Here is a 17,826-nt window from a genome sequence, read left to right on the forward strand (position 1 = left end):
TAAATGAGTATCAAGATGAAACTTATCAAATCAGCAGTTGCTGCCGCATTAGTGATGTCATTCAATACCGTAGCAATGGATGCACGCTACGAAGATCGCACGGGTAACCTAGTTGCAGACTTACCAGCAGCCGAGTCTGAGTGGAACGACCCATCAACACTTATCTTCGCTTACACGCCAGTAGAAGATCCAGCAGTATACGCGGACGTTTGGAGTGAATTTCTAGCTCACCTAGAAGAGAAAACGGGCAAAAACGTACGTTTCTTTCCAGTGCAAAACAACGCAGCTCAGATTGAAGCAATGCGTTCAGGTCGTCTGCATATTGCTGGTTTCAACACTGGCTCTACTCCTCTTGCAGTTAACTGTGCAGGTTTCAACCCATTCACAATCATGGCTGGTGAAGATGGCTCTTTCGGTTACGAAATGGAAATCATCACTCACCCAGAATCTGGTATCAACAAAGTTGAAGACCTAAAAGGTAAGCAGCTCGCGTTCACCTCTCAAACGTCAAACTCTGGCTTTAAAGCACCTTCTGCAATTCTTGACGCTGAATACGGACTAAAGCCTGAAGCAGATTTCAACCCTGCATTCTCTGGCGCACATGACAACTCAATCCTTGGTGTTGCACACAAAGACTACGATGCAGCAGCAGTAGCAAACTCAGTACTTACTCGCATGCTAGACCGCGATGTAGTGAAAGAAGACTCAATTAAGACTATCTACAAGTCACAAACTTTCCCTACTACCGCTTACGGCTATGCACACAACCTTCACCCAGATCTACAAGCAAACATCAAAGAAGCCTTTTTCTCGTTTGATTGGGAAGGCACAAAGCTAAAGGAAGAGTTTGAACGTAACGGTGAGTCTCAGTTCATTCCAATCACTTACCAAGAACATTGGGAAGTCATTCGTACAATCGATACGGCAACGAACGTTTCTTATACTTGTAGCTAAGCCTCTTCTCTCTTAGCCACAACTAGAAGGAGCAGCATCGCTGCTCCTTCGCTTTCAGTAACATCTTCTACACCTAAGGTAAACCATGTCCACACTGACACTTAAAGGCTTAACCAAGCATTACTCAAACTCTGATAAGGCACTTACTGATGTAAACCTGTCAATTCAAGCTGGTGAGGTGGTGGGACTTATCGGCCCTTCTGGCGCTGGTAAATCAACCCTGATTCGCTGTATCAACCGTCTTACTGAACCGACATCAGGTGAAGTTCTATTTCAGGGTAATGACCTTACCCAATTATCAAAAGGTCAACTAAAACAAGCACGTCGCCAAATCGGTATGATCTTCCAAGAGTACGCTCTTATTGAGCGCCTAACCGTCATGGAAAACGTGTTATCCGGGCGCTTAGGTTATGTCCCTTTCTGGCGCAGCTTCTTAAGAAAGTACCCAAGTCACGACATTCAAAACGCATTCGCTCTGCTTGAGCGTGTGGATTTATATAAACATGCCAACAAGCGCGCTGACGCCCTTTCTGGTGGACAACGTCAACGTGTGGGTATCGCACGTGCGCTTGCTCAGCAGCCATCGTTGTTGCTCATCGACGAACCTACAGCGGCACTTGATCCGAAAACGGCACGCCAAATCATGCGTCTTATTACCGAAATTTGTCGCGAGCACCAACTCCCAGCCATCATTAATATTCACGATGTTAATCTCGCTACACAGTTTGTTGACCGAATTGTCGGCTTAAACAGTGGCGAAGTCGTATTCGATGGCACACCTGAAGAGCTCGACGAAACTGCACTAACCACCATTTATGGTGAAGAAGACTGGAATGCGACGTCTCATGAAGACACTCAAGATGTTGAGCTAGAGCCGGAGTTTGCATAATGAGTCACTACCCTTCTACCTGGAAGAAGCCACCTCTAATTCAAAACCCTTGGGTAAGAAATGGTATTTGGATTGCTGTTGCTGTGTATCTCTATGCGGCAACTCAATCGATTGAAATTAATTGGACGCGAATTTATGAAGGTTCAGAGCGCGGCCTTAACTTCATCTTGGCCTTTATGAATCCTGACTTTACTGGTCGATGGAACAATATTTCGCAGGGCCTGGTTGAAAGTTTAACCATGACGATGACGTCTACCGTCGCTGGTATCATCCTGTCGATTCCATTTGGTTTGGGTGCGGCAAAGAACCTTGCACCTAAGCCCGTCTACTATTTCTGTCGTAGCTTTGTAGCGGTTGCTCGTAGCTTGCAAGAGATCATCATCGCTATTTTGTGTGTCGCTCTGTTTGGTTTTGGTACCTTCGCTGGCTTCGTAACACTAACCATCGCGACGATCGGCTTTCTAGCCAAGCTTTTCGCTGATGAAATTGAAGCGCTCGACCCTGCTCCTCTGACTGCAATGAAAGCATCAGGTGCAAGCTGGTTGCAACAAGTGAACTATGCTATTCAACCACAAGTGATGCCTCGTATTATCGGACTTTGTTTATACCGTTTTGATATCAACTTCCGTGAGTCAGCCGTGATCGGTATCGTTGGTGCCGGCGGTATTGGTGCAACACTCAACACCGCAATGGATCGCTATGAATACAGTGCTGCTGCTGCCATTTTGATGATCATCATTGCCATTGTTATGGCCGCTGAATTTACTTCTACACAAATCAGAAAAGGCATTCGTTAATGAACAACCAAACCTCAGCTCAATGGAGCCGTTACACTCCAAAAGAGTCATTGCAACAATTTATTCTGTGGTTTGTCTTTGTGGCATTAGCCGTATTCTGCTGGCATATAATGAACGAAGACACCATGTGGTTCTTCGTCATTGATGCGCCAAATCAGTTCTCAGATATCTCATCACGCATGTGGCCGCCACGCTGGAGTTACCTAGAACAATTGTGGATCCCACTATGGGATACCATCAACATCGCCACACTGGGCACGGCTTTGGGTGTTGCCATTGCTTTCCCAATCGCTTTCTTGGCTGCTCGCAATACAACGCCTAGCCAAACTGTTGCTCGCCCAATTGCACTGTTAATCATCGCATCAAGTCGTTCGATTAACTCATTGATCTGGGCACTTTTGCTGGTTGCCATCATGGGCCCAGGGTTGCTAGCAGGTATTATTGCAATAGCACTGCGCTCAATTGGCTTTGTATCAAAGCTCGTTTATGAAGCGATTGAAGAGGTGAACGAGACTCAAGTCGCGGCGATTCGCTCGACTGGCGCTTCAGAACTGCAAGTGTTGAGCTATGGTGTACTGCCACAAATTTTGCCAAGCTTTATCGGCACAAGTTTGTTCCGCTGGGATATCAATATTCGTGAATCTACCGTGCTTGGTCTCGTGGGTGCGGGTGGTATTGGCTTGAAACTGCAAGAGTCGATGTCTATTCTGGCTTGGCCACAAGTGACGGTTATCTTCTGCGCAATTTTGACTACCGTAGTCGTATCTGAGTGGATTTCAGCCAAAGCACGTAGTGCGCTAATCTAACCCCCGAGAGATGCAGTGGTGCTTTAACAGGCCACTGCATCTTTTTTTAACGGTTGTCTTTTGGTGTATCCATCACCACCATGGTAGTAATCGAGTTGACGACAGTGCACTCTCCCAGCACGTCAGCATGAAACTTCTTATAACTCGCCAGATCTTTTGTCTCAACACGAAGCAGATATTCGCTAGCGCCTGTGATGTTATGGCACTCCACCACTTCCTCTTCAAACTCAACGTGTTGTTCAAAACTCAGCTGATCTGCCTTTCGATGGCTTGATAAGCCCACTGAAACATAAGCAATAAAACCGATCCCCATTTTGTCTCGGTCAATTTTGGCTTGATAGCCAGAGATGACGCCTCTTCGCTCTAAATCTTGAACGCGTCGCAACGTTGCAGACGCAGACAGCCCTACTTTGTCTGCTAGTTCTACATTGGAGATTCTTCCGTTATTTTTCAGTTCACGCAATATTTTCGCTTCAAATGCATCCATAACTTATTTTTATTGCTTAATTAGTCATAATCACTCCATTTTAAACACATAATTGTGCTGAGATGAAATTAAACTAGTAAAAAACATCATCAAGGAGACTTCATTATGGAACTAGGGGTCATTTACGCTCTGGGAATATTTGCTTTTGTTTCAACTTTTACTCCAGGGCCAAACAACATCATGCTATTGACGTCTGGCGCCAATGTCGGTTTTGTCAAAACCTTACCCCACATGGCGGGAATTATGTGCGGGTTTTCGTTCATGGTGATTGTTGTCGGTATCGGACTTGGCTCTGTTTTTGAGCTTTATCCACAACTCCAAGAAGTCCTCAAATGGGCATGTTTAAGCTACCTACTTTTCTTAACCTATAAGATTGTGACCAGTAAAAGTGAACTTAAAGCAACAGACTACCAGCCAATGACGTTTTTAGGTGCCTGCATGTTCCAATGGGTTAATCCCAAAGGATGGTCAATGGCGCTAACATCGATCACGGTTTACAACACTACCAGTGACATCACTGGCGTCTTCATGATCAGTGCCGCGTTCGCGCTGGCAAATATTCCATCAGGAACACTCTGGACACTGATGGGAAGAGAGATTGGTCGACTACTCAACTCGCCTAAACGTCTATCCATGTTCAACTGGTTAATGGGCGCTCTACTACTTGGCAGCACACTACCAATGATCTGATGAACTGCATTTCGGTAGGGCAGACTCTTTGTCCTACCCTTGACATAAATTCTTAACAGCAAAACCTCTCTTCTACTCATACACTTAAAGAAAACCAAGTCACTTTAAAGATGAGCAGTATCCCTAGAGAAATTGAACACATCTTAAACCTCAGCCAAAAGAATGTGGGAATCGATCTGATCGAGTTAACTCAGGTTCAACACAAACAGGATTCTCTCCCTCTGTATGCGTTAAATATCGGCGCTAAAGACCCCACTCTTCCCTGTCTTGTGCTGACAGGTTCAATCCACGGTGTCGAGCGTATCGGCAGTCAAATTATACTCGCCTTCATTAAAAGCCTGATGCGCCGCATAAAGTGGGATAAGCAATTGGAGTCTCTGCTTTCTCGTATTCAGCTAATTACTATTCCAGTGGTCAACCCTTGGGGAGTGTCTCTTAAAACGCGGGCGAATCATAACGGCGTCGACTTGATGCGTAACGCCCCTATCAACGCCACCAATCCAGCTATTCAGCTCTATGCTGGCCAAACGCTTTCTAAAAGGCTGCCGTGGTATCGAGGCAATCCAGAGGCAATGGAAATGGAACTGACACATACTTCAAACTATGTGCTTAAAGTCAGTCAATTAGCATCATCCACCATTGTGCTCGACCTGCACAGTGGCTTTGGAACGCGTGATAGGCTCTGGTTTCCCTTCGCGCATCACAAGAAACCGCCTGAGAACCTTGAACAATACTATCTACTCTATCGGCTTTTCAGAAAGAGCTATCCACATTACGAGTTGTATCAGTTCGAACCTCAATGGCATCAATACACCACACACGGTGACTTTTGGGATTGGCAATTCCTTCAGCATTTTGAACGTTCCAATAACAACTTCCTTCCACTGACACTTGAGTTAGGCTCTTGGCTCTTGGCTCTGGGTCAAGAAAAACCCAATGCAACTGTTGAGCTTCAGCCAACTGTTTCACCCAACTAAACCACACAGAGTTAAGCGGGTGCAACGCCGCCACAGCACTCTTCTAAACTACCTAATGCAAATATTAGATAACCGCGTGTTAGAGACTATCGACAATAAAGAGCAACTGACAAAAAAGGCAATCAAGTTATGGTACCCATAGTTTTGTTGAGAGGGCTACTACGTGAGAGTGGTCATTGGAAGGCGCTCATTGAAGAACTAAAAGCCGTTGATAGTCAGTTGGTAATTGTCACACCCAATGTTGCTGGAAACGGGGAGCTTTATGAACAAGAAAGCCCTACTCGGATTGAATCTATGCTGCCACAGGTCATGTCACAATTGCCTAAAGGTTGCGAACGATACCATCTTATCGCAATTTCGATGGGCTCAATGCTAGCGAGTCACTGGGCAAAAGCCTATCCAGAACAAGTCGCGTCACTGACGTTGATTAACCCCAGTTTCGCGAGGTTCAGTCCTTTCTGGCAGCGCATCAACCTATTGGCTCTGGGTTCGATATTGTCTAGAAGAGTTAGAGGAAAACGCGCTTTTCAAGAACAAATTCTTAATGTCACTTGCCCAACTCACCAAGGCGATAGCTCGCTACTCAACTATCATCTCGAACTCGCTTCCCTACATCCCGTCTCATTGCAAAATGCATTGCGACAACTCGTGGCTGCCGCAAAGTTTAAAGGGTTTGATACGCCCCCAAACTGCATTACTCAGGTTATCGTCAGTAGTGATGATCAATTGGTTAGCTGTGAATGTGGCAAGGCAATCGCAAATCACTGGGGAGTCGAGTTAAAACAATTTGAAAGCGATGCCCATGACCTTCCTTTAGCGCAATCAAAGGCCCTCGCAACGCACCTCTATGACTGGTGCTTAGATAAGCGTTAAACCTTATAACTGGGGCTTTTCAACCAAAAGCTTGATGCCTAATACAATCAGTACTGCGCCCGTTGTACCCTCCATCCAGCGAGCAAATGATGCATTGTTGAGTAAGGATTTCGCTTTGTTCAGCATACCGGACAAACCACACTGCCATACCATTGCAATCACAAAGTGAATCGCTGCCATCACGAGTGACTGAACAAATGGTGAATATTCAGGATTAATAAACTGAGGCAAAAAAGCTAAGTAAAACACCGCCGTTTTCGGGTTCAGTACGTTAGATAGGAAACCTTCACGTAATGAGCGTCTAACATTCACTGATTGACTACCGATAGCACCAACACTCACACCACCACTTTTCTTCATCGCCCATAAACTCGATAGGCCCAACCAAATAAGATAAACCGCACCCACAGTTTTCACCGCATAAAACAGCTCTGCAGACTGAGTTAGAATCACCGATATACCGAGGGCTGAAAACGAGGCATGTACAAACAAACCTAAACAGATGCCAAGGCTCGTTAATGCTCCATCATGAAAACCGCCTCTTGTGGTATTACGGATCACAAGTGCCGTATCTAGGCCTGGTGTCAGGGTTAAAATCGTGATGGCCACTAAAAAGGCACTGAAGTTCTCAATCACGTTCGATATCCATCTCTTGTTGTTAATCAATGGACTATATCAGATACGACTGACTTGGGTAGTGCAAAACACCCTGCTAGAATTACAAACTCATTACACAGTCAAGGAGGACTCATTCGTGAGTGCACTCGAAAAACTAAAATCGCATTTTCAAACTATCTCTAACTTCAGTCACCTCTCAGCAATCTGTGGCTGGGACGCGGCTTCAATGATGCCTGCAGGCGGTAATGAAGCACGTTCTAATGCAATGGCTGAACTCTCTGTTCATATTCACAAGCTAATGACTCAACCACAACTGAGTGATTGGTTTGACGAAGCGGAACAGCAATCACTGCAAGGCGACGATAGTGCTGTTCTGAGAGAGCTTAAACGTCAGTGGCAACAGAATAATTTACTGCCTGAGAAATTGGTGCAAGCACAGTCGCTAGCAGGATCTAAGTGTGAACATGCATGGCGAACTCAGCGTGGCGAAAATGACTGGCAAGGTTTTGAGAAAAATTGGGCTGAGGTGGTGAAGCTCTCGCAAGAAGAGGCGCAGATAAGAGCTAACGCGACTGGCTTGACGCCTTACGATGCCATGCTGGATAAATTTGAACCTGGTACTAAAACTGCGTCACTAAACCAACTTTTCGACAATGTAAAAACTTGGCTTCCAGAACTCATTGACGAAGTCATAGAAAAGCAGCGCACTGAAACCTTCATCGAGCCAAGTGGTAAGTTCGATACTGCTCAACAAAAGGCACTCGGTCTAGAGGTCATGAAACTACTTAAGTTTGACTTTAACCATGGTCGCCTAGACGAAAGCGTGCATCCCTTCTGTGGCGGTGTCCCAAGCGACGTGCGCATTACCACAAGATATGATGAAAACGAGTTTGTCCAATCACTGATGGGCATCGTTCACGAAACAGGCCACGCTCGTTATGAACAAGGGCTACCGAAATCACTCGCCGGCTTGCCTGCAGGTGAAGCTCGCTCAATGGGCATTCACGAGTCTCAATCACTGTTTTTCGAGATGCAAGTCGGACGCAGTGACGCGTTCATTCAACACCTTGCGAACATGGCAGGCAATACATTCAAAGGACACTCTCCTGATCTGTTTGCCTTTGATAATTTCCAAAAACTCTACACGCGAGTGAAAAAAGACTTTATCCGTGTTGATGCGGATGAACTCACCTACCCTGCCCATGTGATTCTGCGCTACGAAATCGAACGTGACCTCATCAACGGCGATATCAAGCACACCGATGTTCCAGAGTTGTGGGATTCAAAAATGCAGCAATACCTAGGCTTATCTACTAAAGATAATTTTACCAATGGCTGCATGCAGGATATTCACTGGACAGACGGCGCCTTTGGTTACTTCCCAAGCTACACCTTAGGAGCAATGTACGCCGCTCAGTTTATGGCTGCAATGAAAGAAACGGTAGACGTCGATAGTGCTGTTGCTAGCGGAGATTTGACGGCGATTTTCAACTGGTTATCAGACAACATTTGGAGCAAAGGAAGCCTGCTTTCAACTGACGAGCTGGTGAAAGGCGCAACAGGAGAAACTCTAAATGCGGATTACTTCCAAGCTCATTTGAGAAGTCGTTACGCATAATCCTGTTCCTAATTAATCGCACATGAAAGTCTCATGTGCGATTAGATTCCGAGCGAATCAATCAGATCGGTTCATATTCAGGGTAAAGTAATGACTGGATTTCTTGCATCTGTGAATTATTCAAAGCCCCTTTGTCGAGTGCTTGAATATTTGATGAAATTTGATCCAATGTCCTAAAGCCGGGGATAGGAATATTATTGCTACCATTTGCCCACAACCAAGCGAGCGCACCTTGAATCAAAGTCCGATTGTTGGACGTCAATATTTCTCGGATAGAGTTCATCCGATCAACCAGTTCTTTAGAAGGTTTTCCGTCTTTGAAGTACACCATCCAATCAGGAGAAACTTTTCTTATATCGCTCTCTGACAAGACTGATCCATTGGTATACTTACCACTCAGTAACCCCATGGCTAAAGGCCCCCTATTCACTCCCGCAATGCTCATCTGATCACACATTTGAGTCATCGGTGTATTTGGGTTTAACACATTGCTTTCAAATTGAACGGCAGCGTAACCAGAGCGATTAACCAAAGCTTTTGCATTTTCGAGACTGTCGGTACTCCAGCCATAACTTCTTATCTTGCCTTCTTTTACCAATGAATCTAGTGTGTCAGCAATTGGCCCAATCTCATTCACGTTGAAATCATTAATATGGAAAAAGTATACATCCAAGTAGTCAGTTTCTAATCGTCGTAATGAAGCCTCACACATAGAGGCAATCTCTTTCGGCCGAGTAAATAAACCAAGCACTTGCTTTGTACTTTCATCCGCATCGAAACCAAATTTACTGCTCAAAACAACATCATCACGACGACCTTTGATCGCTTGGCTGATCACTTTTTCACTATGTCCTGCACCATAAATATTTGCTGTATCGATAAAACTAATGCCATTGTCTACAGCATGCTGGATAGCTTTAATTGATTCACTATCATCCACTTTCCCCCATCCAAGAGGTTTGTCACCTTCCCAGAATAAGCCTCCGATAGCCCAACAACCTAGACCCAGGGGTAGAACTTCTGAATCTCCGATTTTTCTCTTATCCATGCTATTTTTCCTTTATTAGTTATTGGCTGACTTGTTCATCTCAGTATGGGCGACAAACTTTGTTTTTATGTGATAGGGAGAACCGGGGGTAATCGACGCCAGTTCATCTACCATGATGGAACTGCTTCCTGTCTTATTGCCCTTTGGTTTAAGAGTAAAAGAACCATAGTTCCCACACCCTATAGATCCTTTCACCTTCCTATTGCCTGTATAAAAGTGCAATCTTGAACTATCCGTATGCAACTCTAATGAAATTCCTGTTGATGGTTCAAAAATTCTCGCTACTACTCGCTGACCCGAACCGTTCACAACAAAAACATGGTCAAAACCTTTCGTGGCGAACAAGTCATCATCATTTAGGTTTAGACATTCTTTTAATTGCTGGGGAGTCGTAAAATCAAATACCGTTCCTTGCACGGGAACACGATCGATCGCAATACCCTCTCGGTCAGATCTTAAGTAGTAGTCTGCGTCGATGGACACAAAAGTATCTCGTATGTCTGATAACCCGCCTGAAAGGTTGTACATGGTATTGTGAACAACCGTCGCCTGAACCACTTTGTTCGATTCTAGACTGATGTCTATACTCAGTAAGTTAGAAGGGTTCAACTCATAAGTGACCCAGTAGACCAATTTGATGTGGTATTCCTTTGTAAACTTATGTATTTGACACTTAAGAGTGACTTTATTTTCTAATATTTCTTTGGCTTCCCACACCCTATTAGTTAAATATCTATTAATTTCTTCTTTTGTAAAGCAAACTTTACTACCGAGCATAACCAAACTACTTTCGACAGCACCACTTCTTAAACCAGACTCTAAAAAACCCTCATAATCATGATGATCAATTAGTATATTTCTTTTTAACCCAGCCTTATCGGACATGGTGTAACTAGAGAGTGCCGCACCAAGGCCATTTATCACCACTTCAACGCCGTTTTTATTTTTAAGTTGAAATGACTTATATTTACTTCCATAAACTTTAGATGAACGCGACGAGAGAGAATACATAGCTTTCCTCTTTTTTTCGTAAGATTTTAAAAGTATCTCTTTTCGTCGCCATTACTTTATCTGGGAATTCACTTATCTAAACTTGTAATCATCGGATTGATCACAAAAACAATGAAAATGCGCATTTTATGCATTAGTCATTTGATAGCTGACTTTGTAGTGCTTTCAAATACACCTCCTTACTGGAACGATACCCACGCGAGTTTGCCTCTTCTAGATATAAGAGAGCCTGATCGAGCTCCCCCAACTTTACGGATTTCACTATCAATTGATTCATCATACCCTCAGCACTCATATCCACACTGTTTTGTAATAGTTCAGCGGCAGTGTCCGTTTCATTTTTGTCCACGGGGAGAGTGACAATAGCGGATGTACCTGTCACTTTTGCAATAGAATCTTCTCTACGCTGAATAGCAACTTCGGTATGAGAGTCGTCAAAGTCGATATCAACCAACACACGTCCAGTTGAAGCATGCAAAGTATAAGCCTCTGTATTTTCGATTATATTTGCTGAAACATCTCCTGACCTGATTGCATCCTGACTCGGCTTTTCTTTCGGAGTTTTAGTGTTAAGTTGCTGATCTGTAGTAATCACTAAAAGATAACTTGGTTCTCTGTTATCACTGTAACTTTTCGGTAAGTCAAATGCCCCATAGTATCTCTCTGGTGATAACAGGCTCCGCGCTTGATACTGAATCGTCTCGTCAGCGATGTAATCAACAACGTTATAGTTGCTGTCTAAAACAACAATACTTGGTACAAACACGCTATCTTGAATGTATGAGGATACTTGAACTGAAATATCTTTGTCTGCATCCGGTAACTTCATTCCGTGAACAAACGTCGTCCCCGTTTCTAAACGCACCACTTGTGACTGTGAATTTATATTCAACCAATATTCACCCGAAAAATCGACTTGTTCGTAATCCAGTTCCTTGAGTGTGACGCAGCATGCAGAACTCGCACTTGCAGATAGACCTATCTGGTCATATTCATCTGATTGACTTTGACCTTGCTGTTGAGCACACCCCACGATGAGTACCACACTAGATAACAACACGTTTAATCTCATTAAAGATACCTCTATAGCGAATTAGATTTAACCAACATTAAAAACATCACATATCAAAGCTACCTACAAAAACACATTTATTCCACCACAAATAAGATCAAATAATAAAGTTACAAAATATTGTAAATAAACACGCATTCAAAGATTCCTTTACAAAATTTATTTTAGTTATTCATTTTTATCACTATCCATACTAATTGTGATTCAGATATACATTTTAGAAAATTCAGGGTGATCAAGGTCAACTTATTTCATCGAATTTCATCCATATAATCGAACCAACTTAGCATCCACGTGAAATCGTTAAGTTAATAACCAAAATAAAATGGAGTTAAATAATGATAAGAAATATGTTACCAAAATCCCTACTTGCGGTGAGTATTTGCACGGTTCTCAGTGCCCCAGCAATCGCGAATCAGGCGACATCAGCTTTTGAATTCCACGGCTACTTCCGTGCCGGTGCTTTTGCTAGTTCAGAGAATGATTTCAACCAAGCTATCTTTTTTGGCCAAAAAGAAACCTTAGGCCGTCTTGGTCTAGAGGGTGATGACTTTTACGAGCTTGCGTTTATGCAGCGCTGGGACTGGAAAGATTCGGGTGATAGCATCCGCATTAATGCTCGCTTAGGCCAAGACAACCCGAAAGGCGGAGCATCTGCTATGGGTGGCTACAGCATTGACGGCATCCCCACAGGTCTTTTAGAGTCATTTGTAGAGTTTGATGGTATCACTTCGTCAGGTACATTCTGGGGTGGTCAGCGCTACTATGGTCGTGACAACTACATCTTTATGACGGACTTCTTCTACACAGATTACTCTGGTACCGGTTTAGGTGTTCAAAACTTGAAAGCAGGTGGTGGTGAATGGGATTTTGCTTACATTGCAAGTAACCAAAATAGCCAAGGTGCGATTGGTAGTCCTTCTGAACCCGGTAAGCCTGACGGCTGTGACACTGACGACGATGTAGAGTGTTCTGTTGGTAACAATGGTATGTTGCATGCTTTCCATGTCAGAGCAGATTATGATGCTTGGCGAGCAGAAGTCATGCTAAAACACTTGCCAACGAACACCCATGGTGATGACTATTCTACTAGCGGTGTCGAAGCCCATGTTTCATACTCTCCTGGTTCATTCTTCGGCCTAGGCGATGGTTTCTCAACAACGTCGGTACAGTTAGGTCAAGGCTTAGGTAGTGGTACGATGCTAGGTCGTACATTCACTAACTACAACATCTACAGCCCAGGTGGTGCGAATGATGCTTATAATATGACGAGAGTAAAAGATGGTGATGTTACTGTACGTGCTCAAGCTTATGGTGGTTTGTTCGTAGGCGACTGGTTATTCTTCCCAGCAGTGGGTTATGAGTACACAAGTTACGATGATCAGCTCAATGGCAATGACGATACTGATTACTGGTACGCGATGGTACGTCCAGTTTACACAATGCCAAGCATTGATAACTTCAGCTTAGCATCTGAATTTGGCGTTACCGACCAGAAACACAATGATGGTGACGCTCAATACAAAGCAACAATTGCACCTACTTGGAGCATGCCTACCGGTTTCGGCCCTGCTCCAGAAATTCGCTTAATGGCTAGCTATGTAAGCGATGCTAACGGTGATGATGACGTTATCGTTGGTGCTCAAGTAGACATGTGGTGGTAATCACATAGCGTTCCTTAAATTAAGTCCATAACTCAAAGGCTTTGGGGGTCCGACCTTAAAGCCTTTTTTTAGCATTCGAATAATCTGAACATATCCATCAAATTCACACCATTAACTCAAACCGTGTTGTTGCCTAAGCTGGGATCACCGACTCAAGAAGGGAAATCAAAACATGATTACTATCAGCAAATCAGAACAACGCGGTCAAGCCAACTTTAGTTGGCTAGATAGCAAACACAGCTTTTCATTCGGAAGCTACTATGATCCGAACAACATGGGGTTCTCTTGTTTACGAGTAATCAATGATGATGTCGTAGCACCCAACGGTGGGTTTGAAACTCACGGCCACCGCAACATGGAAATCATCAGCTTTGTCCTCGACGGTGTTATCGCCCACAAAGATAGCGAGGGTAATGTAGAAACCATTTCAACGGGTGAATATCAACTGATGTCTGCAGGTTCCGGTATCTATCACAGTGAATTTAATGCTTCTTCGGAAGAGCCGCTGAGATTTCTCCAGATTTGGATAGAACCGAATGAGACGCATACGCCACCAAGTTATCAGCAACAGAACTTTGGTAAAGAAGCAGGGTTGACTCCAATAGCAACACCAAGTGGTGAAAATGGCACATTCCGAATCAAGCAAAATGCCTCACTTTACCAACTGGTTCTTAAGCCAAACCAAGAGCTTAACTTTGAGCTTTTAAAAGGTCGCAATCTCTATGTCCATCATGTAGAGGGGGCATTGTCTATAGACAACAACCAAGTGCGTGGTGGGGACGGTGTCAAGATTCAACAATCAAACAACGTGCAGCTAAAAAATGAAGGGAGCGAAAACACGCTGACTTTACTCTTCGAACTGCCATGAGTGTCGATTCAACAATTCACAGTACATTCAAATTTGCCATATTGCGCCAATTGACTAGGCTAAAGAGAAGCTGAACCACTCTTGAGGCAAATCAATTGGCGCAATCCAAAGATCCTATAGTACCCCTGATCAAATCTGGCTATGCCCGAATTCTGGTAGAGTTGTTTCGTGAACACAATCAGGATGTTCATCAGGCGATTCAGGAATCCGGACTCCCCCCTGACCTTTTTGATCTCGACCAAGAGTTCATTCCACAACAGCCGGTTAAAAAGCTCATCTATCTGCTCGGCAACCAACTCGGTATCACTCAATTCGGTGAGCTACTAAAGACAGCGATAAGGCAAAAAGCGATTCCTAAATTAATCTCTCAGTTTGCTGACTGCGCGACTGTTCGCGATGCACTAGAGCGCTCAAAAGAGGTCTATCAATACGATTCTGTTGGCGTCAATGTGGGGCTAGAGACCGCTCATGGTAGAACGTGGTATTGGTGTGTTCGAAGCTACGATGATTCTCAAGCTTTTACTTGGTCCGAAATTTATGCCGTCGCTTACACCATCGAACTGATCAGAACACTAACCAAAACCGATTGGATGCCAAAACAAATTAAGATTCAGTCGGATGATGTCTCCCTATTTCGTTCTGTGATAGGCACTAGTCCTCAATATTTTGTCAGTAACGGACGCATAGAGTGGTTAATAGAAGATAGCATTCTGAATATGCCTCTAACTATATCCAAATCAGACTCTGATACTAAACCGCCTTTAGTGACATGGCATTCAAACTTTACCGACCGTGTTTTTACCGCGCTGCTTCCCTACATCAAACAGAAAGGCGTGACCCTCGAATACGCGGCTGAGCTACTCAAACTTACCCCCCGTACCCTTCAAAGACGGCTAAAAGAAGAGAGAACCAGTTTCCGAACAATTAGAGATAATCTCATTTTCACCGCTGCAGTAGACATGATGGAACAGCAACAGACACTCACACACATCGCCACACAACTAGGCTTTTCCGATATCGCCCATTTTTCTAGGGCTTTTAAAAGAATCAGTGGGTTAACTCCAAAACTCTACAAGAAAATGGTTGTAAACAACCAGAGTTAATCAACACAGATCTAAAAGAGTATAAATAAACGCCACCAAATGGTTGACTAAATCAACCATTACTATTATAGTTGCCCTTATCAACTACTTTGAGAGGGCACAATGATGACAGAACAAGTACTGACTCCTAGTGAATTTCCAGCAGCAACTAGCACACCACTTTACAAGAAAGTATTAGTCGTTGCAGGAATGATGACTCTGATGGGTGGGACGCTGACCGGCGTGATGACTTACATGAACCTCGGCTATTCAGATTCATTTTTCAATAGCTGGATGAGCGCTTTTGTAACAACGGCGCTCGTCATGATGCCAATAGGTGTTACTTTAATGACGCTGATCACTAAGCTACTTGGCACGCTACTACCAAACATTAAAGAGTCACACCGTAACATAATTGTTGGTCTTATCATGGCCGTGACCATGGAGTCGATCATGGCATTTACCACCACCGCTAAAAACCTAGGATTTGTAGACAATCCTGACTTTGGTAATCAGTGGGCAACCAGTTTTTTTGCTGCACTGCCAGTTGCTCTAACCTTAATGGTCACGATTTCAATGACCATCAAACCAAAGATTGAGCGTTACCTACGTAGTTAATTGAACGATTTGAAGAGAGATATACGATGAAAACCTACACTATTACTATAAAAGAAACCAACACAACGGATGGACAAACACTCACTTTTGAAATGCAAGACAGAGAAAACCTGTTCGCTATTGTCGACGCGCTAAAAGGGAAAAGCACTCTAGACGAAAACGATGCTACGCGATTAGGTGTTGCTTTACGTTTGCTCGGTCCAGTCATGATGAAGGATCGTAAACATCCATTATTCGCTGATTTTTTCCCACATTTTAAAGATTTCATGACTAACCTGAAATCTAAAGTTAAAAATCGCTAGAACAACACCGTACACTATTCGATAAACTTCATACGCAACTTACTATAAACATAACTCAATGGTGAGCCTGCATCCAATATGTATGCTCACCATTTATAACAGACTGTAAAGTGCGCTACCACATTACAAATAAAGTTATCACTCCGACTCCATTCTAGATAAGTGATCACTAAAATACCCCACCTATCCGTTTCAAAGTTGCGATATTAATAACGACACATAAGTTATTAATATTCCCTACCAAAAATAGAACATTAAATCATACTTTACGCTAAGGTAAAATTTCATTATATGGGGTTTAAATTTCATAATGGATCGTTAAATATCACCATGAAACAATCTCTTTGTGGTCAAAGGGAGTTCATATGTTCAAAAATAATAATACGATAATAGACACTACATGGGGCAATTATAGGCTTTACACGCTTACCAATGAGTTAGGGACGAAAATTGAGATCTCAGATCTTGGCGCAGCTATCGTTAACTTCTTTGTTAAAGATGGATATTCTCAAGAAAGAAATATTGTGCTTGGATATCAAGACTCTGCAAACTACATCAATAGTGAAACATATATTAGTGGTATTGTTGGACCTTGGGGAAATAGGATTGAAGGGGGAACGTTTTCACTAAATAATGAAACGGTACAACTTGAGTTAAATGAAGAGGATAATCACCTACATGGGGCTGGTTGTAACCTTCACAAAAGACGTTGGGATGTGATTGCTACAGCTGCACAAGGCATTACGTTCCAAACGACTGTTTCTAAGGGAGATGGTGGTTATCCTGCAAACATTATCCTTATGGTTACATACCGTCTAAGTAATGATAACGAACTTACTATCAATGTCTGGGCTGATCCTGATGAAAAATGTCCGCTAAATGTTACCCACCATTTCTACTTCAACTTGTTCGGTCGAAAAAATGACGTAACAAGCCATGTTGTTGCCATCGATGCTGACCAATTCTGGCGCACCGACCAAAATCTAATCCCAAAAGAAAAATCCTCAACTTATCAAACACCTATGGACTTCTTGCAGCCAAAGCCTATTGGTGTTGGGCTCAAAAGCCAAAGCCACGATATCCTTCAAGCATCGGGGTATGATCATTGCTTTATCTTAAATGGCCAAGGCCTTAGGCCCGTTGGTTGGGTTTTTGAACCAAAGATTGGCCTGAGCTTAGAAATCCTCACCGACAAACCTGCGATGCAATTCTATACAGGTAATCACCTTAATGAAGAGCGTGATAGTTTTGGTAAATACTCCGGTGTGTGCTTTGAACCTCAACATTTCCCAAACCAAGTGAACATGGATGGTCTGTTAGAAGACGTGATGTATGACAAAGATCGCCCCTATTCTTCAACAACAATCTACAAAATTCAGGTTGAAAAGACCAATAGCAGCTTATATCTCAATTAGCAAAATCAGATTGATAACGATTATTCTCCTTGTGCCA

At 43.4% G+C, this 17,826-nt stretch carries 19 protein-coding genes; 14 read left to right on the plus strand and 5 right to left on the minus strand.

Features of this window, described 5'->3' with window-relative positions; genetic code table 11:
* Positions 1-15: 15 nt before the first annotated feature.
* The 4 genes from phnD to phnE (GT360_RS07915) all read left to right on the plus strand — a co-directional run bounded on the left by phnD (position 16) and on the right by phnE (GT360_RS07915) (position 3,446).
* Positions 16-954: a phosphate/phosphite/phosphonate ABC transporter substrate-binding protein gene (phnD, locus tag GT360_RS07900; protein ID WP_164648340.1), complete on the plus strand. Its 939-nt coding sequence runs from the start codon at positions 16-18 to the stop codon at positions 952-954.
* An 85-nt stretch (positions 955-1,039) separates the two neighbouring features.
* Complete coding sequence (phnC, locus tag GT360_RS07905) at positions 1,040-1,843, plus strand: phosphonate ABC transporter ATP-binding protein (RefSeq protein ID WP_164648341.1); 804 nt, start codon at positions 1,040-1,042, stop codon at positions 1,841-1,843.
* Positions 1,843-2,640 (plus strand): phosphonate ABC transporter, permease protein PhnE, encoded by a 798-nt coding sequence (gene phnE / locus GT360_RS07910; protein ID WP_420825426.1) that lies wholly within the window; start codon positions 1,843-1,845, stop codon positions 2,638-2,640. Before phnC ends, phnE (GT360_RS07910) begins: the two co-directional genes overlap by 1 nt.
* Complete coding sequence (gene phnE / locus GT360_RS07915; RefSeq protein ID WP_164648342.1) at positions 2,640-3,446, plus strand: phosphonate ABC transporter, permease protein PhnE; 807 nt, start codon at positions 2,640-2,642, stop codon at positions 3,444-3,446. The genes phnE (GT360_RS07910) and phnE (GT360_RS07915) overlap by 1 nt, the downstream gene beginning before the upstream one ends.
* A gap of 46 nt (positions 3,447-3,492) precedes the next feature.
* On the opposite strand, the gene GT360_RS07920 is transcribed toward phnE (GT360_RS07915), so the two are convergent.
* Positions 3,493-3,933 carry an Lrp/AsnC family transcriptional regulator gene (locus tag GT360_RS07920; RefSeq protein WP_164648343.1) on the minus strand — a complete coding sequence of 147 codons (441 nt, stop codon included), beginning with the start codon at positions 3,931-3,933 and terminating at the stop codon, positions 3,493-3,495.
* A gap of 105 nt (positions 3,934-4,038) precedes the next feature.
* Between GT360_RS07920 and GT360_RS07925 the strand changes: the two genes are divergently transcribed.
* The 3 genes from GT360_RS07925 to GT360_RS07935 all read left to right on the plus strand — a co-directional run bounded on the left by GT360_RS07925 (position 4,039) and on the right by GT360_RS07935 (position 6,473).
* A complete protein-coding gene (locus tag GT360_RS07925) occupies positions 4,039-4,623 on the plus strand; it encodes a LysE family translocator (protein WP_164648344.1) in 585 nt (194 codons plus the stop codon).
* A 110-nt stretch (positions 4,624-4,733) separates the two neighbouring features.
* Positions 4,734-5,600, plus strand: a complete 867-nt coding sequence (locus GT360_RS07930; RefSeq protein ID WP_239502534.1) for a DUF2817 domain-containing protein — start codon at positions 4,734-4,736, stop codon at positions 5,598-5,600.
* Between the two features lie 129 nt (positions 5,601-5,729).
* Entirely contained in the window at positions 5,730-6,473 is a 744-nt protein-coding gene (locus GT360_RS07935; protein WP_164648345.1) for an alpha/beta fold hydrolase, read from the plus strand.
* Between the two features lie 3 nt (positions 6,474-6,476).
* Here GT360_RS07935 and GT360_RS07940 read toward each other — a convergent pair whose 3' ends face one another.
* Positions 6,477-7,109, minus strand: a complete 633-nt coding sequence (locus tag GT360_RS07940; protein ID WP_164648346.1) for a LysE family translocator — start codon at positions 7,107-7,109, stop codon at positions 6,477-6,479.
* 118 nt (positions 7,110-7,227) lie between these two features.
* On the opposite strand from GT360_RS07940, the gene GT360_RS07945 reads away from it, so the two are divergent.
* Complete coding sequence (locus GT360_RS07945) at positions 7,228-8,709, plus strand: carboxypeptidase M32 (protein ID WP_164648347.1); 1,482 nt, start codon at positions 7,228-7,230, stop codon at positions 8,707-8,709.
* A gap of 61 nt (positions 8,710-8,770) precedes the next feature.
* On the opposite strand, the gene GT360_RS07950 is transcribed toward GT360_RS07945, so the two are convergent.
* The 3 genes from GT360_RS07950 to GT360_RS07960 all read right to left on the minus strand — a co-directional run bounded on the left by GT360_RS07950 (position 8,771) and on the right by GT360_RS07960 (position 11,840).
* Complete coding sequence (locus GT360_RS07950; RefSeq protein WP_164648348.1) at positions 8,771-9,757, minus strand: aldo/keto reductase; 987 nt, start codon at positions 9,755-9,757, stop codon at positions 8,771-8,773.
* Positions 9,758-9,772: 15 nt separating this feature from the next.
* Positions 9,773-10,768 (minus strand): aldose epimerase family protein, encoded by a 996-nt coding sequence (locus GT360_RS07955; RefSeq protein WP_164648349.1) that lies wholly within the window; start codon positions 10,766-10,768, stop codon positions 9,773-9,775.
* Positions 10,769-10,901: 133 nt separating this feature from the next.
* The gene (locus tag GT360_RS07960) at positions 10,902-11,840 is read right to left on the minus strand and encodes a MalM family protein (RefSeq protein WP_164648350.1); all 939 of its coding nucleotides are present in this window, start codon (positions 11,838-11,840) and stop codon (positions 10,902-10,904) included.
* 338 nt (positions 11,841-12,178) lie between these two features.
* Between GT360_RS07960 and GT360_RS07965 the strand changes: the two genes are divergently transcribed.
* The 6 genes from GT360_RS07965 (at position 12,179) to GT360_RS07990 (ending at position 17,789) form a co-directional block, all read left to right on the plus strand.
* Positions 12,179-13,504, plus strand: coding sequence for a carbohydrate porin (locus tag GT360_RS07965; protein WP_164648351.1), 1,326 nt, complete (start codon positions 12,179-12,181; stop codon positions 13,502-13,504).
* Positions 13,505-13,676: 172 nt separating this feature from the next.
* The gene (locus tag GT360_RS07970) at positions 13,677-14,372 is read left to right on the plus strand and encodes a pirin family protein (protein WP_164648352.1); all 696 of its coding nucleotides are present in this window, start codon (positions 13,677-13,679) and stop codon (positions 14,370-14,372) included.
* A gap of 95 nt (positions 14,373-14,467) precedes the next feature.
* On the plus strand, positions 14,468-15,475 hold the full coding sequence (locus GT360_RS07975) for a helix-turn-helix domain-containing protein (protein WP_164648353.1): 1,008 nt from the start codon (positions 14,468-14,470) through the stop codon (positions 15,473-15,475).
* A 102-nt stretch (positions 15,476-15,577) separates the two neighbouring features.
* Positions 15,578-16,072: a DUF2798 domain-containing protein gene (locus GT360_RS07980; RefSeq protein ID WP_239502535.1), complete on the plus strand. Its 495-nt coding sequence runs from the start codon at positions 15,578-15,580 to the stop codon at positions 16,070-16,072.
* Positions 16,073-16,098: 26 nt separating this feature from the next.
* Complete coding sequence (locus GT360_RS07985) at positions 16,099-16,374, plus strand: DUF3861 domain-containing protein (RefSeq protein WP_164648354.1); 276 nt, start codon at positions 16,099-16,101, stop codon at positions 16,372-16,374.
* Between the two features lie 365 nt (positions 16,375-16,739).
* Positions 16,740-17,789, plus strand: a complete 1,050-nt coding sequence (locus GT360_RS07990; protein ID WP_164648355.1) for an aldose epimerase family protein — start codon at positions 16,740-16,742, stop codon at positions 17,787-17,789.
* Positions 17,790-17,826: the final 37 nt, after the last annotated feature.

This window comes from Vibrio astriarenae (genome assembly GCF_010587385.1).
GTDB lineage: Bacteria > Pseudomonadota > Gammaproteobacteria > Enterobacterales > Vibrionaceae > Vibrio > Vibrio astriarenae.